Below are 19893 nucleotides of genomic sequence, written 5' to 3' on the forward strand. Positions count from 1 at the left end.
TGGCGGAGGAGGCGGTGGCGGCAACTCGTTGAGATACGAAAGCGGGTCCGCGCAGCCGGTCACGTCGACGAACCTGCCGCCGACCGAACCGCAGAGCGTCGCCTCGGCGCTCGGCGGGTTCACCGTCACCAATCCCCCGGCGAACAAGGCCGCAGCAGCGCACAGCACTACCTTGCGCACATCTCCTCCCTCCGGCGACGTGCCAAGCGCCGTCGCCCGACCCGATTGTGGCAGTGACGCACGCGTCAGGGGGCCGAATGCGCGATCGGCGAGTCGCCGTAACGAACCCCTCAGCGTCTTCGATGTCTACTGCGATGCCCGAACCATTCCTTCCTGTATGGTGGCCGCATCCGGCTCCGAACAGGATCACCAGCCGTACATCTAGCTCACCTAGTCACCATTTGCTCCGTCGCATCGTCCGGCCTCGGCGCAGCGGCGAGACACACTCGGTCCGGAAGGCGCGCACAGCCGCGCGACCCGTGGCACCGACGATAGATCGATGCTAGGCTAGACGCGCGTCTTGACTTTGCATTTATGGTGTGGCACACCAACTCTCACGCACTCACGCGAGCTTGATCGTTTCCACGATTGGTGCGCGATGCCTGCACGAACCGGGTGGTTCGTCCATGCCGATGCAAAGCATAGGGAAACACCTGATTCCTCGCGGCCTGCGCCTGACTAGGTTTGCTATGGCGTCCGGTGCGCAGCACCCGAACCGCATTTCCGTCGATGGTTTCCAGCAGGGGGGACTAGCAGTCGTGGCCGTGAACACCGAGCTGTCGAACAACCGGCACCGTGTGCGCAAGATACTCAGCCGGATGGCGGCCGTACCGCTGGCCTTGGCGGCGGGTTTCGCGATCTGCGCGGCCCCGGCGAACGCGGCCGAGGCGTGGCAGCGGCAGAGCCCGCCGCTGTCGACACCGTGGACGCATCTCGTCGGACCCAACAACGCCCTGCCGGAATACCCCCGTCCGCAGATGGCGCGGGCGCGCTGGCTGAACCTGAACGGGGTCTGGGCCTACACCGGGCGCTCGCAGGACACCGCGGTGACGACGCCGCCGTCGGCCAAGGAGTTCGACGAGAAGATCCTGGTTCCCTACCCCACGGAGTCGGCGCTGTCGGGGATCAAGCGTCACGACGACCAGATGTGGTACCGCAAGAACTTTCAGGTGCCGGGCACCTGGCGCGGACAGCGGGTACTGCTGCACTTCGGCGCGGTCGACCAGACCGCGACGGTGTGGGTCAACAACAAGCGTGTCGCCCACCACGAAGGCGGGTTCACCGCGTTCAGCGCCGACATCACCGACGCGCTGCGCTGGTCGGGCACCCAGGAGATCGCCGTGCGCGCCGAGGACCGCAACGAAGCCGCACCCTTCGCCGTCGGCAAGCAGCGCAACGATCCCGAGGGTCTCTTCTACACCGGCGCGTCCGGCATCTGGCAGACGGTGTGGATGGAACCCGTACGCGCCGCCCACGTTGAGAAGCTCGACGTTACAGCCGATTTGGAGGGTTTCACCGTCACAACGCGCTCCACGGGGACGACCGACGAACGCGCCGAGGTGATCGTGTCGGCGCCCGACGGTCCGACGTTGGCCCGCAACTACGGGGAACCGGGCAAGCCGGTGCGCGTGCAGGTTCCGGACCCACGCCTGTGGACACCGGACGACCCGTACCTCTACGACCTGCAGGTGCGGCTGGTCACGCCCGAAGGCAAGGTCGTCGACGAGGTCGCCAGCTACGGCGGTCTGCGCACCATCAGCACGGTCAGAGACCCGCAGGGCCGTCCGCGAATCGCGTTGAACGACAAGATCACGTTCCTGCACGGCCCGCTGGACCAGGGTTACTGGCCCGACGGCATCTTCACCGCTCCCACCGACGACGCGCTGAAGTTCGACCTCGAACGAACCAAGGCGCTCGGCATGAACTTCGTGCGCAAGCACGCAAAGGTCGAACCGGCGCGCTGGTACTACTGGACGGACAAGCTCGGGCTGCTGGTGTGGCAGGACATGCCGTCACTGGACGTGTCCCTCGACGTCCCGGTCGGTCCCGCACCGGAGCCGTCGCCTGCGGCGAAGGCCAACTTCGAGCGCGAACTCGTCGAGATGATCGATCAGTTACGAAGCGTCACTTCGATCGTCGGCTGGGTCCCGTTCAACGAAGGGTGGGGCGAGTTCGACACCGCGCGGATCGCGGGTGTGGCCAAGGCGGCCGACCCGACCCGGATGGTGAACGCCAACAGCGGGGTCAACTGCTGCAAGTCGCGGCCCGACAGCAGGGCCGGCGACGTCTACGACGACCACACCTACGTCGGCCCCGGCCGCCCGGTCCTGCACGACAACCCGGCCACCCCGCGCGACGAGCGCACGATGCTCGGCAACCGTCCGATACCGCTCGAGCACCGGGTGGTGGTGAACGGCGAGTATGGCGGGCTGGGGCTGATCCCCCACGGCAATCGCTGGCCGGGCAAGCCGCAGGCCTACGAAATGACCGACAGCCGAGCGCGATTGACCGAGCGCTACGTCCAGGTGAGCCGCGACCTCGAGGACGAGGTCCGAAAGGGCGGCCTGTCCGGCGCCATTTATACCCAGACCACCGACGTCGAGAACGAGGTCAACGGGTACATGACCTACGACCGCTGGCTGGTCAAGATGTCGCTGCGGACGGTCGCCGAACGCAACCGCGCCGTGATCGCCGCGGGGGCAAAGGTCGACGAGCCGGTCGAGCGTCGCTGAGTCACAAGGTCCGGGTGCTGACGAAGTCGCATTGACGTCCGCTGAGCGGGTCGGTGAACTCGAGGCGTTGCGCGAGAAGCTTCAGCGGGCGCGAGAAGTCGTCCGGTGCGACGTCGGTCACCGCCGGGTACAGCGGATCGTTGACGATCGGCAGGCCCAGCGAGGCCATGTGCACCCGGAGCTGATGCGTGCGCCCGGTCCGCGGTGTCAGCCGGTACAGCCCATCGCCGAGATGCTCGATCACCGACTCGGCGTTCGGTTCGCCCGGCTCCTCCACCGCTTGTAGTTGCCCGCGCCGCTTGACGATTCGGCTTCGCACCGTCATCGGAAACTCGAGCGCCGGATCGATTCCGGCCCGTGCCAGATACGTCTTGCGCACCTCACCGCGCGCGAACATGGTCTGATATACCGCGCGCACCTCACGCCGCGTCGTGAACAGCAGCACGCCGGCGGTCAACCGGTCCAGGCGGTGCGCCGGCGACAACTCCGGCAACTCCAGTTCGCGGCGCAACCGCACCAGCGCCGTCTGCGCAACGTGGCGACCGCGCGGCATCGTCGCCAGGAAGTGCGGTTTGTCGACCACCACGATGTCGTCGTCGCGGTGCAAGACGGGGATGTCGAACGGCACCGGAACCTCGTCGCGCAGTTCGCGGTACAGGTACACGAACGCACCGGGCGGCAATACGGTCCCCGCGGTCACGACGTCGCCGTCGGCGGTCACCACCTCCCCCGCAAGCACTTTTGCCGCGGCCGCCTCACCGAACCGGTCGGCCAACTCGACCAGGACCGCGCCGCCACGCAGCCGCACCCGTGCCGGCCCCAACCCGTCGCGCACGGGCAGCGGCGCCGGGCGCCTCAATGCCTGCGCCTCAATTGAGCGGAACGGGTTCGAGGATCTCGGCGCGCGCCTCCGGCGCCGCCGCCCGTAACTCATCGGCGCACTCGTCGTCGGGTTCCTGCTGCGAGCGAATCTCCGCATCCACCCGCGCCAGGTAGGTGTTGACCTCGCGGTCGATGTCCTCGTCGCTCCAACCCAGCACTGGCGCAACCACTTCGGCGACCTCTCGCGCGCAGTCCACGCCGCGATGCGGGTACTCGATCGAGATCCGCATCCGCCGGGCCAGGATGTCCTCCAGATGCAACGCGCCCTCGGCGGCCGCGGCGTAGAAGGCCTCGACCTTCAGGTAGACCGGCGCCTCGGTGATGGGGGTCAGCAATTCTGGATTGCCCTCGGCCATCTGCAGCACCTCGCCGATCAGCGAGCCGTACCGGTCCAGCAGGTGGCGCACGCGGTACGGATGCAAGTCGTAATGCTTTCCGACGCTTTGGGTCTGGTTGATCAGCGCGAAGTAGCCGTCGGCGCCCATCAGGGGGACCTTCTCGGTGATCGAGCGCGCCACCCGCGCCGGGATGTACTCGGCCGCAGCGTCGATGGCGTCCTCACCCATCACCCGATAGGTCGTGTACTTGCCGCCGGCGATCGCGACCAATCCCGGGGCGGGCACCGCGACGGCATGCTCGCGCGACAGCTTCGAGGTCTCCTCGCTCTCGCCGGCCAGCAGCGGCCGCAGCCCGGCGTAAACGCCGTCGATGTCGTCGTGGGACAGCGGCGTCGCCAACACCGTGTTGACGGTTTCGAGGAGGTAGTCGATGTCGACCTTGGTGGCCGCGGGGTGCGCCAGGTCCAGATTCCAGTCGGTGTCGGTGGTCCCGATGATCCAGTGCGTGCCCCACGGAATCACGAACAGCACCGACTTCTCGGTGCGCAGAATGATCGCCACCTCGCTGACGATCCGGTCGCGCGGCACCACGATGTGCACGCCCTTGGAGGCGCGCACCCGAAATCGCCCACGCTGCTTGGACAATGCCTGGATCTCGTCGGTCCACACGCCGGTGGCGTTCACGACGACGTGCCCGTGCACCTCGGTCACGGCGCCGTTCTCGGAGTCGCGGACCTCCACGCCGGTGACGCGGTCACCCTCCCGCAGCAACGCAACCACCTGCGTCGAGGTCCGCACCACGGCGCCGTAGTGCGCGGCCGTGCGCGCCACGGTCATCGTGTGGCGTGCGTCGTCGACCACCGTGTCGTAATACCGGATGCCGCCGATCAACGACGACCGCTTGAGCCCCGGTGCCAGCCGCAGCGCTCCGGACTTCGTCAGATGCTTCTGCGCCGGGACCGATTTCGCGCCGCCCAGTTGGTCGTAGAGGAAGATGCCCGCCGCGACGTACGGACGCTCCCACCACCGATTGGTCAGCGGAAACAGAAACGGCAGCGGTTTGACCAGATGCGGTGCCAACGTCGTCAGCGACAGTTCGCGTTCGTGCAATGCCTCGCGCACCAACCCGAACTCCAACTGCTCGAGATAACGCAGCCCGCCGTGGAACATCTTCGACGACCGGCTCGAGGTGCCCGACGCGAAGTCGCGCGCCTCGACGAGCGCGACCTTCAGACCGCGCGTGGCCGCATCCAGTGCTGCACCCGCCCCGACGACTCCCCCGCCGATCACGACGACATCGAACTGCTCGCTGCCGAGCCGCTCCCAGGCCTCGGCCCGCTGCTGGGGACCCAGAAGCGTCTGCCCGTTCGCCGGGATCGGGTCACTCACCGGATTGGCTCCTAGTTACTCGTGGGTACGCTCGCCCCGTCCAGGCTACGTGGACTCAGTCCAGATCGTCGTGCGCCATCAGGCGGCGGCCCGCTTCGGTGATCGACCCCGACAGCGACGGGTAGACCGAGAACGTCTGCGCCAGATCCTCGACGTCGTTGCCGTTCTGCACGGCCAGCGCGATCGGCATGATCAGCTCCGATGCGATCGGCGCAACCACCACACCGCCGATCACCACTCCGGTCGCCGGGCGGCAGAAGATCTTGACGAAACCCCGACGCAGGCTCGACATCTTGGCGCGGGCGTTCGTGTTGAGCGGCAGCGTGATCGTTCGCGCGGCCACCGAACCGTCGTCGATCCTGGACTGCGGCACCCCCACCGCGGCGATCTCGGGCCTGGTGAACACCGCCGCGGCTACCGTCCGCAACCGGATCGGTTCGAGCCCCTCGCCCAGCACGTGGTACATCGCGATGCGGCCCTGCATGGCGGCCACCGAGGCCAGCAGCATCAGGCCCGTGCAGTCACCGGCGGCGTAAATGCCGGGCACCCCGGTGCGCGACACCCGGTCGACCTTCAGATAGTCACCATCACCGAGCTCGATGCCCACCCGTTCGAGGCCAAGGCCGCTGGTGTTGGGCACCGACCCGACCGTCATCAACGCGTGGCTGCCCTCCACGGTGCGCCCGTCGGTCATCGTGACCAGCACACCGGAGCCGTTGCGCGTGACCGACTGGGCCCGCGCGTTCTTGACCAACGTCACACCGCGGTCGCTCAAAGCGTCCTCGAGCACGGCGGCGGCGTCGGAGTCCTCGTGCGGCAGGATCTGGTCGCGGCTCGCGACCACCGTCACCTTGACCCCGAGTTCGGTGTAGGCGTTGACGAACTCCGCGCCGGTGACACCGGAGCCGACGACGACGAGGTGCTCGGGCAGCTCGTCGAGGTCGTAGAGCTGGCGCCAGTTGAGGATGCGTTCGCCGTCGGGTTCGGCGCCGGGCAGCACGCGGGGGCTGGCGCCGGTGGCGATCAGCACGACGTCAGCCTTGATCGTGCTGACGGTGCCGTCGTGCTCGGTCACCTTGACCGTGTGGGTCGCCATCCCCGCCATGTCGTCGACCAGTTCACCGCGACCGGCGATCAGCGTGACGCCGTCGCTGCGCAGCCGTTCGGCGATGTCGGCCGACTGCGCGGCGGCCAGCGTCTTGACCCGCTCGTTGAGCTTGGACAGCGCGATCTCGGCATCGGAGAACTCCAGCGCATACCCGAGGTCGGGGGCCCGACGCAGTTCGGTGCGCACACCGGTGGACGCGATGAATGTCTTGGACGGGACGCAATCCCACAGCACGCAGGCGCCGCCGATGCCGTCGGAGTCGATGACGGTGACCTCGGCAACTTCGGGTCCACGGGCCGCGGCGACCAGTGCGGCCTCATAGCCGGCGGGCCCGCCGCCGATGATCACGATGCGGGTTGCCACGTCCCCAACCTAACGAAGCGGGAGGTTGATCGCCCGCGCGGCGCGCGAACCCTTAGTCTTTCCTGGTGCCGCTCTATGCCGCTTATGGATCGAACATGCATCCGGAGCAGATGTTGCAGCGCGCACCTCATTCTCCGATGGCGGGAACGGGCTGGCTGTACGGCTGGCGTCTGACGTTCGGCGGGGCGGACATCGGCTGGGAGGGTGCGCTCGCCACCGTCGTCGAGGATCCGACGTCGAAGGTCTTCGTCGTGCTCTACGACATGACCAAGGACGACGAGTCCAACCTGGATCGCTGGGAAGGCTCGGAACTCGGTTTCCACAAGAAGATCCGTTGCCGGGTGCATCGGATCTCGTCGGACACCGACTTCGAGCCCGTGCTCGCCTGGCTGTACGTGGTGGACGCGTGGGAGGGTGGTTTGCCGTCGGCGCGCTATCTCGGCGTGATGGCCGACGCCGCCGAAATTGCAGGCGCGCCAGCCGAGTACGTCCACCACCTGCGGACCCGACCCGCACTCAACATCGGCCCGGGCTCCTAGCCCCTGTGCCGCGAGCGACCGTGTTTGTCCCCCGACACGCCGCCACATCACGACAATCTACGGTCGCTCACGCCGCGCGAGCGCGCCGAAGCTGCCTGTCGATGCGGTCGACGAACTCCTGCGGACGCTGACGGACGTCGTCGAAAACGATCGCAATGACCGTCCAGCCGACATCGAGCAGCGCTGCACTCCGCCTGCGGTCACGCCGCATGGCCTCGGGGCCGCTGTGCCAGTCGACGCCGTCGTACTCGACGGCCACGTGCACGTCGGGCCACGCGAAGTCCAGGCGCGGAAGCTCGCCGTTACCGTCGACGACCTCGTACTGCAGCTCGGGTGTCGGCAGGCCACCGTCGATCATCGCCAGCCGCGCCTCGCTCTCCATCGGCGACTCCGAACGCGCGTCGGCCAGGGCGACCAATTCCCGCACGGCGACGATGCCGCGCCGCCCCGCCTGGGCGACCGCGGCGCGCCACAACTCGGTCCGATTGCAGGTGCCGCTGCGCAGAGCCGCGTCCAAGGTGGCCAGCGCCCTGGGTCGGCGTTGTGAGCGGGCCACTTCCACGGCGGTCCACGCCGGCGCGGTTGCCGGTCTGCCGTCGACGACGGTCAACGGCGCACCCTCACGACGATGAACGACCAAGCCGTCGCTCGACCGCAACCGTGAGCCCGGCGGGCTGAGCACATGCAGATCGCGTGGCTCCTCGGTATCGAAGCCATACAACGCCGCGGCCGTGTGAAGGCACGCGGCGACCGGCCTTCCGCAGCGGAAGTCCAGTCCCCGCAACCGCAACATGTCGTCGGGTTCGTCCAGGCAGTAGACGCCCGGCCAAAGTCGTTGCAGTGGGCCGGTTTCGAGCGCTTTCTCGAAACGCCGTCTGGTCATGTGTTGCAGAATCTGGCCGCTGGACGCCAGTCCTGCCTGGGCGCTGAAGAGTCGCAGCAACTCTGGGTTCACCCGCCGATCGTCAACGACGAACGCTCATCGGCCGCGGGTGTCGCACGCGAATGTGGATGAAGCGCGCTTTGGGGACGATCAACCGCCGCGAGCGACCGCTTACTGTCCGCTCATAGCGGCGTGTCGCGGGGCAGACACGGTCGCTCGCGGAAATTAGAACGCGGCGGCGTGGTCGATGATGTTGACGAGCACCCGCACCCCAACCGCGAGCGCCCTCTCGTCGAGGTCGAACGTCGGCTGATGCAAATCCAACTGAGGTCCGCGGCCGGTCCACACACCCAGCCGGGCCATGGCGCCGGGCACTTCCTCCAGGTACCACGAGAAGTCCTCGCCGCCACCGGACTGCCGGGTGTCGGCCAGCACGTCGGGTCCGATCGCCTCGATCGCGTGGGTGAGGATGCGCGTCGAGATCTCCTCGTTGACCACCGGCGGCACACCGCGACGGTACTGCACCGTGTACTCGATGTGTAGCGGCGCCAACAAAGACGAAATGATCTCCCGCACAATGTCTTCGAGTGTTTCCCAGGTGTCGCGGCTCGCGGTCCGGATGGTGCCGGCCAGCGTTCCGGTCTGCGGGATTGCGTTGGCGGCGACGCCCGCGTTCACCGCACCCCACACCATCACGGTGCTGTTGCGCGGATCGATGCGACGCGACAACACGCCAGGCACCCCGGTGATCAACGTGCCGAGCCCGTAAACGAGATCGCCGGTGAGATGCGGTCGCGAGGTGTGGCCACCGGGCGAATGCAACGTCACCTCGAGCTGATCGGCGGCCGACGTGATCGGCCCGGGCCGCATCGCCACCTTTCCGACCGCCAGCCGCGGGTCACAGTGCAACGCGAAGATCCGCGACACACCCGACAGCGCGCCCGCGGCGATCGCGTCGATCGCGCCGCCCGGCATCAGCTCCTCGGCGGCCTGGAAGATCAGCCGCACCCCGACGGGGAGTTCGGGCACCGACGCCAGCGCCAGCGCGGCGCCCAGCAGGATCGCGGTGTGCGCATCGTGCCCGCAGGCGTGCGATACGCCCGGAACCAGCGACGCGTACGCCGCGCCGGTCCGGTCGGCCATCGGCAGCGCGTCCATATCGGCACGCAAAGCGATCCGCGGCCCGTGCTCGGGCCCGAAGTCGCACGTCAGGCCGGTGCCGCCGGGCAGTACCTTCGGGTTCAGGCCCGCGTCGGCCAGCCGCGATGCGACGAACTGCGTGGTGGCGAACTCCTGGCGCCCCAACTCCGGATGCATGTGAATGTGGCGGCGCCACTCCACGAGGTCGTCGAAGTGGGCCGACAGCCACCGGGCGGCGGCGTGGGGCAGCACGCTCACGACGCCCGCCTCGCTTGCAGTTCCAGCACCCGGTCGCGTTCGCGGGGCGTCTCGGCCAACCGCACAACCGTGCGGGCCAGCATGACCGCGCCCTCGACGACCGCCTTGTCGGCGCTCGGGCTCGCCGCGGCCTCGGTGAACGCGGGCTGGTGCACCGACGCACCGCCCGCGTCGATGCCGACGATGGGGTGGATTCCGGGCATCACCTGCGTGACGTTGCCCATATCGGTGCTGCCCAGCGGCAACGCCGCCTCCAGTTCCGGGGAAACCGGGTCGCGGCCCATCCGCTGCATCTCAGCGCGGAACGTCTCGGCCAGCCAGGTGTCCGGGGTCAGTTCGTGGTAGCTGGGTTCGGTCTCGGCGACGTCGTGGCCGCAACCGGTGGCCACCGCCCCGGCCAGGAAGCAGTTCGCCATCCGCTGTTCGAGGTCGCGCAGCGACGTCGCGTCGTTGGCCCGCATCGTGTACTGCATCTCGGCGCGTGCCGGGATGACGTTGGTGGCCTGGCCGCCGTCGGTGACGATGCCGTGCGCCATCTGGCCCGGCGCCATCTGCTGGCGCAGCAGCCCGATCGCCACCTGCGCGACTGTGATCGCGTCGGCGGCGTTGACGCCGAGGTACGGCGCCACGGCGGCATGGGCTTCCCTGCCCTCGTACCGGACCGCGACCTGCGACAGTGCCAGCGACCGCGCGGCCGCGATGTCGAGCGGACCGGGGTGCAGCATCACCGAGGCGGCGACGTCGTCGAACGTGCCTGCGTTCAGCATCAGCACCTTCCCGCCGCCCGCCTCCTCGGCAGGCGTGCCGAGAAGCACCACCGTCAATCCCAGCCGGTCGGCCACGTCGGCCAAGGCCAGGGCGGCGCCGACGGCTGAGGCCGCAATGATGTTGTGCCCACAGGCGTGCCCGATACCGGGCAGCGCGTCGTACTCGGCGCAGACGCCGATGACGAGCGGCCCGCTGCCGTATTCGGCGCGAAACGCCGTCTCGAGCCCCGCGGGCGCCCGTGTCACCTCGAATCCGTATTCGGCGACCAGCGTCTGGGTCTTGGCGCAGCTGCGGTGTTCGGCGAACGCGAGTTCCGGCTCGGCGTGGATGGAATGCGAAAGTTCGACCAGGTCGTCACGGCGTCGGCGGGCGGCGTCCTCAACGACGTCCGACGCGGTGGGTGCTGGCATCTTGGCAGTATCTCACTGCGGCCGGGCGCCGGGTCCGACAGATAAGCTCGCCCACTGTGACCGATGCCCAGGCAGTGGCCGTCGAATCGGCCGTAGCGCTGGCCGAGCGCACCGGCGTCGACCGCCACGACGTCGCCGTCGTGCTCGGTTCGGGCTGGGCGCCTGCGGTGGAACGGCTGGGCGATCCGGTCGCCGTGGTTCCGGTCGCGGAGTTGCCGGGGTTCGCGCCACCGACGGCCGAGGGACACGGTGGCCAGGTGTTGTCGATGCGCATCGCCGATCACCGAGTGCTGGTCTTCGTGGGCCGCATCCACCCCTACGAGGGCCACGACCTGCGCCACGTCGTGCATCCGGTCCGCGCCGCCTGCGCTTCCGGAGTGCACACGATCGTGTTGACCAACGCCGCGGGTGGGCTGCGCGAGGACTTCACCGTCGGACAGCCGGTTCTGATCGGCGACCACCTCAACCTGACCGGACGCTCGCCGCTGGTGGGCGCTCGGTTCGTCAACATGGTCGACGCGTACGCCCCGCGCCTGCGCGAGCTCGCCAGGGAGATCGACCCGACGCTGGTCGACGGCGTCTACGCCGGCCTGCCGGGGCCGCAGTACGAGACGCCCGCCGAGATCCGGATGCTGCGCATCGTGGGCGCCGACCTCGTCGGGATGTCGACCGTGCACGAGACCATCGCCGCCCGCGAAGCCGGCGCGCAGGTGCTGGGAGTCTCGCTGGTGACGAACCTCGCGGCGGGCATGACGGGGCTGCCGCTCAATCATGAAGAGGTGCTGGAGGCCGGCCGTCAGTCGGCGACGCGGATGGGCACCCTGCTCGCCGCGGTCATCGCCCGGCTCTGAGGTCGAAGTCGCCGGAATATGCGGCCGTGAAATTGGGCACACTAACCGCATGACTGCGTCGCCGGCCACAAGTACTGCGCAGGAGTGGATCTCCCATGACCCGGATCCCAAGACCGCCGCCGAGCTCTCGGAGTGTTCCGATGAAGAGCTCGAGCAGCTGTTCGCACACCCCTTGACGTTCGGCACCGCCGGTCTGCGCGGGCCGTTGCGCGGTGGCCCCGGCGGGATGAACCTCGCCGTCGTGCTGCGGGCCAGCTGGGCTGTGGCCAAGGTGCTCAAGGACCGGGGCCTGGCCGGCCAGGACGTGATCGTGGGCCGCGACGCCCGGCACGGGTCCGACGACTTCGCGCTGGCTGCCGCTGAAGTGCTTGCCGCGCAGGGCTTTCCCGTGACCTTGTTCTTCACCGCCGTGCCAACCCCGACACTCGCGTTCGCCGTGCGCCATCGCCCCGCGGCGGCGGGTATCCAGATCACCGCCTCGCACAATCCGCCGTCCGACAACGGCTTCAAGGTGTTCTTCGGTGGCGGCTTCCCGATCAACTCGCCAACCGACCGCGAGATCGAGGCGGCCATGGCCGAGGCGCCGCACGCCGACGAGATCCCCCGGCAGGAGGTCACTCCCGGCGGCGTCGACGAAGTACAGCGCTATGTCGAACGCGCCGCGAATGTCCGGCACACCCACGGCGCGGTCCGCATCGCGTTCACCCCGCTGCACGGGGTGGGCGGGGAGTTTGCGCTCGACGCGTTCGTGCGCGCCGAACTGCCCGACGTGCACGTCGTCGACGAGCAGTTCGCACCCGACCCCGACTTCCCCACCGTCTCCACGGCCAACCCCGAAGAACCCGAGGCGGTCGAAGCGGTCCTGAGATTGGCCGGCGACGTCGACGCAGAAGTCGCAATAGCACTGGACCCCGACGCCGACCGATGTGCGGTCGGCGTTCCCACGTCCGATGGGTGGCGGATGCTCTCCGGCGACGAAACGGGTTGGCTGCTCGGCGATTACATCCTCTCGCAGATCGAGCCGGGACCGGTCATGGAGACGACGGTCGTGGCCAGCACCCTGGTGTCGTCGCGCATGCTCTCGGCGATCGCGCGTGAGCACGGAGCACAGCACGTCGAGACACCCACCGGCTTCAAGTGGCTCTCCCGAGCCGACGTCGACCTGCCCGGCAGCACGCTGGTGTACGCCTATGAAGAAGCGATCGGGCACTGTGTCGATCCGTCCGCGGTCCGGGACAAGGACGGCATCAGCGCGGCGGTGTTGATCTGCGATCTGATCGTCGCGCTGCGCGACCGCGGGCACACACTGCTCGATGCACTCGAGGACCTGGCCCGCCGCCACGGTGTGCACACCACCACCGCGGTGTCACGAACCGTCGAGGACACCCACGAGGCCGCCGAGGTGATGAAACGTCTGCGGGAGACACCACCCGAGAGCATCGCCGGATACGACGTGGCCGTCACCGACCTGCTGCCCGAGGATGGCACCGACGCATTGGTCATGTCCGGAGGCGACGACGACGTCTCGGTGCGCATCGTCGTGCGTCCCTCCGGCACCGAGCCGAAAGTCAAGTCCTACATCGAGGTTCGCTGTAGCGACGTCAACGATCTGGGCGGGGCCCAGGAGCGCGCACGACGCCTGCAGGACGAGCTGCGCGAGGTCGCCGCGCGTTGGTGACCGCCAGGCACTAACGCGGACCGAACTGGCGGTCCCCCGCGTCGCCGAGACCCGGGACAATGTAGGCGATGTCGTTGAGGCATTCGTCGATGGTCGCGGTGACCAGCCGGACGTTCGGAGCCGCCTTCTCCAGTGCGGCAAGACCTTCGGGGGCCACGACGACGCAGACCGCCGTGACGTCAACGGCCCCGCGCGAATACAGCAATTCGACGGTGTGCACCATCGATCCGCCCGTCGCGAGCATCGGGTCCAGCACGATCACCGGCTGTGTGCTCAAATCCTCGGGCAGAGACTCCAAATACGGTGTCGGCTGATGGGTTTCCTCGTTGCGCGCCACACCGACGAAGCCGACCCGCGCCTCGGGTATCAGCGCGTGGGCCTGGTCCACCATGCCGAGGCCGGCGCGTAACACCGGCACGAGCAACGGCGGATTGGCCAGCCGGCAGCCGGTCGTCTCGGTGAGCGGGGTGCGCACCGGGACGGTTTCGACCGCGGCGTCGCGGGTGGCCTCGTACACCAGCATCAGCGTGAGATCGCGCAGTGCCGCCCGGAAGGCGGCGTTGTCGGTGTTCTCGTCGCGCAGAGTGGTCAGTCGTGCGGCCGCCAGCGGGTGATCGACCACGCGCACATCCATGGGGCGACCATAGCGGGAACCGAGGGCCGCCGCGCCGCGTCCTACTCCATATGCACGCTGACACCGACGCGGTCCGAGCATTGGCCGCGACCACCGCCGCGCATGCCGACGAACTGTCCGCCATCGCCTCGAAGCTCGCCGCCCTCACCTCATCTGCTGCTGCATTCGGACCCGTCGGCCGGCCGTTCCTCGCGGCGCTGGCCGACGCCGTCGAGCGTGAGGCCCGCATGGTGGCTTCGCTGCGCGATCACGCGTCGGCGAGCGGTGAGGCCGCACACCGGACGGCGCTCGCCTATGACGACGCCGACGACCGCGCGGGCGCCAGGGTCCTCGGCGTCTGACGATGCCCAATGCGTTGGTCGCTGGGCTGGCGGCGCCCCTGCGAGATGTCCAGTCGCTGGTCGGATCGGGCTCGGGTGCCGAGCTCACGACCGCGCTGCGCGATGTGCACAACGCCCTGCGGGAGGTGTCGGCGTCAGTCGGCCAGGCGTGGGGTCGCGCGGCGCAGCACTGGGCGGGCGCGGGTGCTGATGCGGCCGCGGGCGTATTCACCGCCGCCGTTGCACAAACCGACGAGCTCGCGCAGCGGGTGGGGCGGCTCGGCACGGCGGCTGAGGCGGCCGACGCCGCGGTGGCGCGCGCTCGTGAGCGCCTGAGCGACATCGTGGACACCTTCGAGGCGCGGGCGGCCGCGCTCGAGCCGTTCCTCGACTCGCCGGGTGTGGCGGAGGAGCTGGTCGCCGAGGCCCGGCGATCATTAGAAGAGGCCCTGGCGGTCGTCGAGGAATTGCGCGCCGAGCTGGACGGGTATGCCGCAGGTCTTCCCACTGCACCGTCGACGCCAGCTGCCGGGCCGGCACCGACCGCGCCGTCGGGTTTCGGCGGTGGTGGCGCGGGACTGCCGATCGGTGCCGGAGGGCTGGGTGCTGGCGCTGGCGGTCTCGGAGCCGGCTCCGGTGCGAACTCGGCGGGCCTGGGCTCGCTGATGCGCGACGTCGCGGAGCTGACCCGGCCGCAGGCTCCGACACCGGACGCGGCAACCTTCGGTGACGGTGTGGCGGTGCGGTTGCCCGACGGCAGCACGGCGACCGCACCGAACGCGACGGCGGCGAGCGCCGTCAGGTACGCCCTGACACAGTTGGGAGTGCCGTACGACTGGGGCGGCACCACGCCGGGCGTCGGCCTGGACTGCAGCGGCTTGACGCAGTGGGCCTACTCCGAAGCCGGTTTGGCCCTGCCACGGTTGGCGCAGGAACAGGACGTCGGTGCCCCGGTCGCGGCGGGGAGCCTGCGGCCCGGTGACCTCGCGGTGTGGGACGGGCACGTGGCGATGGTGGTCGGCAACGGCCAGATGATCGAGGCCGGCGACCCGGTGAAGCTGTCGCCGATCCGGACCTCCAACGCCGGGCAGGGCTTCCAGGGGTTCTGGCGCCCGACGGCGTGAGGGCACTGTGCCAGCTTCGCCCCAGGTTTCGATCGTTAGGCTGTCCGCCATGGCTGCTGACATCGTGGCGATCCGGCTCGGCTTGACCAAGGGCGACCTGTACACGTTATGGGCTCCACGCTGGCGTGATGGCGGCGACGAGTGGGAGGCCTTCCTCGGCAAGGACGAGGATCTGTACGGGTTCGAGTCCGTCGCCGACCTCGTCGCGTTCGTCCGGACCGACAAGGACAACGACCTGGCCGATCACCCCGCATGGACCAAGATCACCGAGGCCAACGCCCACCGCCTGGATCCGGCCGAGGAGCACCAGTACGACGTCATCGGCGTGCCGGAGATCGTCGCGGAAAAGGTCAGCGAAGAGGCGGTTCGGCAGCTGCACCGCACACTTGTGATCGTCTCGTCGCTCGGCTCGGTGTGCGAACTCCCGGTCGTCACAAGGTTTTTCAACGGCAATCCAGTGCTGGGCACACTCGGTGGCGGGATCGAAGCCTTCTCCGGCCGCAGCGGACGTAAGCGATGGGGCGAGATCGAGGCGGTCATCGCGCGGGCCTGGGACAACGTCGTCGACGCACTCGACGAGGTGATCACGACGCCCGACGTCGACACCACCGCCTCGCAGAAGGCCGAAGCCGAGCTGGCCGAGCCGGCGCCGGAACCCGAAGAGGACGAGCTGGTCGACGGGGTGTCCGAGGGCACCGAGGAGGATGCGGACGAGTCCGACGCCCTGAGCTCTCAGGCGCAGAGCCAGGTGCTGGGCAGCGACGAGGACTTCTGGCTCAAGGTCGGCATCGACCCGGTCCGGTTGATGACGAGCGCGGGTACCTACTACACGCTGCGCTGCTACCTCGACGATCAGCCGGTCTTCCTCGGCCGAAACGGGCGCATCAGCGTGTTCGGCTCCGAGCGGGCGCTGGCGCGTTACCTGGCCGACGAACACGACCACGACCTGTCCGGTCTTGCCACCTACGACGACATCCGCACGGCCGCCACCGACGGCTCGCTGCAGGTCGAGATCACCGACGACAACGTCTACGTGTTGACGGGCATCGTCGACGACCTCGCGGACGGACCCGATGCGCTGGACCGCGACCAATTGGAGCTAGCTGTCGAACTGCTCCGCGACGTCGGCGACTACTCGGAAGACACGACCGTCGATCAGACCCTCGATCCGGACCAGCCGCTCGGAAGGCTGATCGCGCACGTCCTGGAACCCGACACCGTCCGGGCACCGAGCCCGCCGTACGCCAAGGCCGTCGAACAGTGGGAGGCGTTGGAGGCGTTCGTCGAGTCGCGGCTGCGTCCCGAATAGGGTCACTCGTCGACCGCGAGCGACCGCAAACTGTCACGCGCACGCGGCGTGTCGACGGGCAAACACGGCCGCTCGCGGGGGGTTGCCTAGCGGAGGTCAGCCGATCAGGACGGCGTAGCGCGGCTTGATGACGTCGTCGATGATCGACAGTCGCTCGTCGAACGAGACGAACGCCGACTTCATCGCGTTGATCGTGAACCGCTGCAGATCGCTCCAGCCGTAGCCGAAAGTCTCCACCAGGCGCAGCATCTCCTGGCTCATCGTCGTATCGCTCATCAGCCTGTTGTCGGTGTTGACGGTGACGCGGAAGCGCAGCCGGGCCAACAGGTCGAACGGATGCTCGGCGATGCTGGCCACCGCCCCGGTCTGCACGTTGGACGAGGGGCACATCTCGAACGGAATCCGCTTGTCGCGCAGCAGTGCCGCGAGCCGGCCCAGTTGCGCGGTGCCGTCGGGTGCGACGGTGATGTCATCGACGATCCGAACGCCGTGGCCGAGGCGGTCGGCGCCGCAGTAGGCGATCGCCTCGTGGATCGACGGCAGACCGAAGGCCTCCCCCGCGTGAATGGTGAAGCGCGCGTTGTTGCCTCGCATGTACTCGAACGCGTCGAGATGCCGGGTGGGCGGATGGCCCGCTTCTGCGCCCGCGATGTCGAAACCGACAACGCCCTTGTCGCGGAACCGGACCGCCAGTTCGGCGATCTCGAGCGAGCGCGCCGCGTGCCGCATCGCGGTCACCAGACACCGCACGGTGATGGTCCGCCCTTCGGCGCTGGCGGCCTTCTCACCGTCGGCGAACCCGGCCATCACCGCGTCGACGACGGCGTCCAGCGACAGTCCGCCGTCGATGTGCAGTTCCGGCGCGAAGCGGACCTCGGCGTAAACCACGTTGTCGGCGGCGAGGTCCTCGACGCATTCGTAGGCCACCCGGTGCAGCGCCTCGGGTGTCTGCATGACGCCGACGGTGTGAGCGAACGGCTCCAGATAGCGCACCAGCGATCCGCTGTGTGCGGCGGTGCGGAAAAACGTCGCCAGCTCGTCGACATCGGTGGCCGGAAGGTCGTCGTAACCCGTCGCCTCGGCCAGCTCGAGGACGGTCGCGGGCCGCAACCCGCCGTCCAGGTGGTCGTGCAGCAGCGCCTTGGGCGCTTGTCTGATCGAGTCCAGCGAAAGCGTCGTCATGTCGGTCTCCGGTTCAGTCTCCGCTCGTGATTCGGTCGATGATCAGCGGACGCGCCGGCGGTGCGGCGTCGCCGACGGCCCAGCCGCCGTCCAGTTCGGCGATCGCCCCCTCGAAACGGTCGGGGGTCTCGGTGTACAGCGTGAACAGCGGCTCCCCGGCGCTCACCGGTTCGCCCACCCGCCGGTGGATGTACATCCCCGCGCCCGGCTGGACCCGCTCACCAGGAGCGGAGCGGCCCGCTCCGAGCCGCCACACCGCCAGACCCACCGCCATCGCGTCGATGCTCTCCATCCTGCCATCGCGCGGCGCCGTGATGGTTTCGGCGTGAGGACCGACGTGCAGGTCCTGGCCCAGATCACCGCCCTGCGCGGCGACGAGATCGCGGAACCGGTCCATCGCCGAGCCGTCCGCAAGGGTCTGGGCCGGGTCGACACCGTCGAGGCCCGCGGCATCGAGCATCTCGGCGGCCAGGGTGACCGTGAGCTCGACCACGTCGGGCGGACCGCCACCGGCGAGCACCTCCAGCGATTCGGCCACCTCCACGGCATTGCCGATGGCGCAGCCCAGCGGTGTGGACATATCGGTCAGCACCGCCCGGGTGGTCAGGCCGTGCGCGGTGCCCAGTTCGACCATCGTGCGGGCCAACTCCCGCGACTCCTCCTCCGTCTTCAGGAAGGCACCAGAACCGACCTTGGTGTCGAGCACCAATGCGTTGGCGCCCTCCGCGATCTTCTTGCTCATCACCGAACTCGCGATCAACGGCAGCGACTCCGTGGTCGCCGTGATGTCGCGCAGCGCATATATCTTGCGGTCGGCGGGGGCCAGTTCACCGGCGGCGAAGATCGCGGCGCCCAAGTCGCAAAGCTGTTGGCGGATCTGGTGTTTGGAGATCTCAGCGGTGAACCCGGCAATGGACTCCAGCTTGTCGAGCGTGCCGCCGGTATGCCCGAGGCCTCGTCCGGCGGCCTGGGGCACCGCGCCGCCGCAAGCCATCACGACGGGCACCAGCGGGATGGTGGTCTTGTCTCCGACACCGCCGGTGGAGTGCTTGTCCACCAACGCCAGAGGCCTTCCGCCACGACGGAGATCGCTGAAGTCCATCCGCTCGCCGGAGTCGACCATCGCCGCCGTCCAACGGGCGATCTCGGCTGCCGTCATACCGCGCAGAAAAATCGCCATCAGCAACGCCGACATCTGCTCGTCGGCCACGCGGCCATGGGTGTAGGCGTCGATCACCCAGTCGATCGCCGCGTCCGAGAGCACCCCACCGTCACGCTTGGTCCGGATCACCGTCGGTGCATCAAATGTGAACTGCGTCACGGAGTTTCCCCATCCCGCGGCCGATCGCGGCGAGCCAGGTCCTGCGGGCCGAACGCGTCGGGAAGCAGGTCGGCCAGCGGGCGCGGTCCGTTCGGATGGTCGATCAGCATCCCCGGCCCGCCGTGCTCGAGCAGCACCTGACGGCACCGGCCGCACGGCATGAGCAGCTCCCCCGCCGCGTCCACGCACGACAGCGCGATCAGTCGCCCGCCACCGCCCGAATGCAGGTCGCAGACCACCGCGCACTCCGCACAGAGACCAAGGCCATATGAGACATTTTCCACATTGCAACCAGTCGCCACCCGCCCGTCGTCGACCAGGGCGGCCGCGCCGACCGCAAACCCCGAATATGGCGCGTAAGCTGCCCTGGAAACTTCAGTTGCCCTGTGGCGCAACATATTCCAGTTGATCTCCGACATCGTCCCACCCTCGCCAGGCCGGTTCTGAATGCATTCCGATGTCCCCTCCGCGGAGCCGGGAATCGGTATAGGCAACCCTAACTTCGGCGTTTTTCAAGACATCGACGGCTAAACCGTAGTTCGTTTAGCAGTACAACTGGGTTTAGAGTCGCCCCGAGGTTTGGGTGAAGTGCACGAACCGGAACCGACCGCCAGGAAGAAGCCTGCCGCCCGGTGCAGCTCCGAAGCCCAATCGTCCACCGAAG

The 19893-nt window shown here is 68.6% G+C and carries 17 protein-coding genes and 1 pseudogene; 7 read left to right on the forward strand and 11 right to left on the reverse strand.

Annotation, left to right across the window (positions count from 1 at the left end; all coding sequences use genetic code 11):
- Positions 1 to 180, reverse strand: a pseudogene (locus AU192_RS02800) (RNA-binding protein); the annotation flags it as partial.
- A gap of 638 nt (positions 181 to 818) precedes the next feature.
- On the opposite strand from AU192_RS02800, the gene AU192_RS02805 reads away from it, so the two are divergent.
- Positions 819 to 2732, forward strand: coding sequence for a glycoside hydrolase family 2 protein (locus AU192_RS02805; protein ID WP_064394319.1), 1914 nt, complete (start codon positions 819 to 821; stop codon positions 2730 to 2732).
- A 1-nt stretch (position 2733) separates the two neighbouring features.
- Here AU192_RS02805 and AU192_RS02810 read toward each other — a convergent pair whose 3' ends face one another.
- Genes AU192_RS02810 through AU192_RS02820 form a run of 3 tightly spaced genes read right to left on the reverse strand, consistent with a single transcriptional unit; the run spans position 2734 to position 6812 of the window.
- Complete coding sequence (locus AU192_RS02810) at positions 2734 to 3591, reverse strand: pseudouridine synthase (RefSeq protein WP_242656891.1); 858 nt, start codon at positions 3589 to 3591, stop codon at positions 2734 to 2736.
- A gap of 10 nt (positions 3592 to 3601) precedes the next feature.
- Entirely contained in the window at positions 3602 to 5341 is a 1740-nt protein-coding gene (locus AU192_RS02815; protein WP_064394213.1) for a glycerol-3-phosphate dehydrogenase/oxidase, read from the reverse strand.
- A 55-nt stretch (positions 5342 to 5396) separates the two neighbouring features.
- Entirely contained in the window at positions 5397 to 6812 is a 1416-nt protein-coding gene (locus AU192_RS02820) for an NAD(P)H-quinone dehydrogenase (RefSeq protein ID WP_064394214.1), read from the reverse strand.
- 65 nt (positions 6813 to 6877) lie between these two features.
- On the opposite strand from AU192_RS02820, the gene AU192_RS02825 reads away from it, so the two are divergent.
- A complete protein-coding gene (locus tag AU192_RS02825) occupies positions 6878 to 7351 on the forward strand; it encodes a gamma-glutamylcyclotransferase family protein (RefSeq protein ID WP_064394215.1) in 474 nt (157 codons plus the stop codon).
- A gap of 67 nt (positions 7352 to 7418) precedes the next feature.
- On the opposite strand, the gene AU192_RS02830 is transcribed toward AU192_RS02825, so the two are convergent.
- The 3 genes from AU192_RS02830 to AU192_RS02840 form a co-directional block, all read right to left on the reverse strand.
- Positions 7419 to 8306 (reverse strand): DUF559 domain-containing protein, encoded by an 888-nt coding sequence (locus tag AU192_RS02830; protein WP_064394216.1) that lies wholly within the window; start codon positions 8304 to 8306, stop codon positions 7419 to 7421.
- Positions 8307 to 8459: 153 nt separating this feature from the next.
- Positions 8460 to 9632: an amidohydrolase gene (locus AU192_RS02835; RefSeq protein WP_064394217.1), complete on the reverse strand. Its 1173-nt coding sequence runs from the start codon at positions 9630 to 9632 to the stop codon at positions 8460 to 8462.
- On the reverse strand, positions 9629 to 10810 hold the full coding sequence (locus tag AU192_RS02840; protein WP_064394218.1) for a M20 family metallopeptidase: 1182 nt from the start codon (positions 10808 to 10810) through the stop codon (positions 9629 to 9631). Before AU192_RS02840 ends, AU192_RS02835 begins: the two co-directional genes overlap by 4 nt.
- 56 nt (positions 10811 to 10866) lie before the next feature.
- Here AU192_RS02840 and AU192_RS02845 point away from each other — a divergent pair, with 56 nt between their 5' ends.
- Together AU192_RS02845 and AU192_RS02850 are read left to right on the forward strand one after the other, a co-directional pair.
- Entirely contained in the window at positions 10867 to 11661 is a 795-nt protein-coding gene (locus tag AU192_RS02845) for a purine-nucleoside phosphorylase (protein ID WP_064394219.1), read from the forward strand.
- Positions 11662 to 11710: 49 nt separating this feature from the next.
- Positions 11711 to 13339: a phospho-sugar mutase gene (locus AU192_RS02850; protein WP_064394220.1), complete on the forward strand. Its 1629-nt coding sequence runs from the start codon at positions 11711 to 11713 to the stop codon at positions 13337 to 13339.
- Between the two features lie 10 nt (positions 13340 to 13349).
- Here the strand turns inward: AU192_RS02850 and upp are convergent, their stop codons facing one another.
- Positions 13350 to 13973, reverse strand: a complete 624-nt coding sequence (upp, locus tag AU192_RS02855; protein ID WP_064394221.1) for a uracil phosphoribosyltransferase — start codon at positions 13971 to 13973, stop codon at positions 13350 to 13352.
- 50 nt (positions 13974 to 14023) lie between these two features.
- Between upp and AU192_RS02860 the strand changes: the two genes are divergently transcribed.
- Genes AU192_RS02860 through satS form a run of 3 tightly spaced genes read left to right on the forward strand, consistent with a single transcriptional unit; the run spans position 14024 to position 16726 of the window.
- Entirely contained in the window at positions 14024 to 14314 is a 291-nt protein-coding gene (locus AU192_RS02860) for a type VII secretion target (RefSeq protein ID WP_064394222.1), read from the forward strand.
- Positions 14315 to 14316: 2 nt separating this feature from the next.
- Positions 14317 to 15417, forward strand: coding sequence for a C40 family peptidase (locus tag AU192_RS02865; RefSeq protein ID WP_064394223.1), 1101 nt, complete (start codon positions 14317 to 14319; stop codon positions 15415 to 15417).
- A 49-nt stretch (positions 15418 to 15466) separates the two neighbouring features.
- The gene (gene satS / locus AU192_RS02870; protein WP_064394224.1) at positions 15467 to 16726 is read left to right on the forward strand and encodes a protein export chaperone SatS; all 1260 of its coding nucleotides are present in this window, start codon (positions 15467 to 15469) and stop codon (positions 16724 to 16726) included.
- 96 nt (positions 16727 to 16822) lie between these two features.
- Here the strand turns inward: satS and AU192_RS02875 are convergent, their stop codons facing one another.
- Genes AU192_RS02875 through AU192_RS02885 form a run of 3 tightly spaced genes read right to left on the reverse strand, consistent with a single transcriptional unit; the run spans position 16823 to position 19648 of the window.
- A complete protein-coding gene (locus AU192_RS02875; RefSeq protein ID WP_064394225.1) occupies positions 16823 to 17908 on the reverse strand; it encodes an adenosine deaminase in 1086 nt (361 codons plus the stop codon).
- 13 nt (positions 17909 to 17921) lie between these two features.
- Entirely contained in the window at positions 17922 to 19229 is a 1308-nt protein-coding gene (locus tag AU192_RS02880) for a thymidine phosphorylase (protein WP_064394226.1), read from the reverse strand.
- A complete protein-coding gene (locus AU192_RS02885) occupies positions 19226 to 19648 on the reverse strand; it encodes a cytidine deaminase (protein WP_064394227.1) in 423 nt (140 codons plus the stop codon). Before AU192_RS02885 ends, AU192_RS02880 begins: the two co-directional genes overlap by 4 nt.
- Positions 19649 to 19893 lie beyond the last annotated feature (245 nt).

Source organism: Mycobacterium lehmannii (assembly GCF_001499925.1).
GTDB classification, from domain to species: domain Bacteria; phylum Actinomycetota; class Actinomycetes; order Mycobacteriales; family Mycobacteriaceae; genus Mycobacterium; species Mycobacterium lehmannii.

Excerpts from the sequence above, each read along its gene's own strand:
- AU192_RS02805 (WP_064394319.1), top strand. The coding sequence starts at position 819 with ATGGCGGCCGTACCGCTGGCCTTGGCGGCGGGTTTCGCGATCTGCGCG.
- AU192_RS02840 (WP_064394218.1), bottom strand. The coding sequence starts at position 10,810 with ATGCCAGCACCCACCGCGTCGGACGTCGTTGAGGACGCCGCCCGCCGA.
- AU192_RS02850 (WP_064394220.1), top strand. The coding sequence starts at position 11,711 with ATGACTGCGTCGCCGGCCACAAGTACTGCGCAGGAGTGGATCTCCCAT.
- upp (WP_064394221.1), bottom strand. The coding sequence starts at position 13,973 with ATGGATGTGCGCGTGGTCGATCACCCGCTGGCGGCCGCACGACTGACC.
- AU192_RS02860 (WP_064394222.1), top strand. The coding sequence starts at position 14,024 with ATGCACGCTGACACCGACGCGGTCCGAGCATTGGCCGCGACCACCGCC.
- AU192_RS02865 (WP_064394223.1), top strand. The coding sequence starts at position 14,317 with ATGCCCAATGCGTTGGTCGCTGGGCTGGCGGCGCCCCTGCGAGATGTC.
- satS (WP_064394224.1), top strand. The coding sequence starts at position 15,467 with ATGGCTGCTGACATCGTGGCGATCCGGCTCGGCTTGACCAAGGGCGAC.
- AU192_RS02875 (WP_064394225.1), bottom strand. The coding sequence starts at position 17,908 with ATGACGACGCTTTCGCTGGACTCGATCAGACAAGCGCCCAAGGCGCTG.
- AU192_RS02885 (WP_064394227.1), bottom strand. The coding sequence starts at position 19,648 with ATGTCGGAGATCAACTGGAATATGTTGCGCCACAGGGCAACTGAAGTT.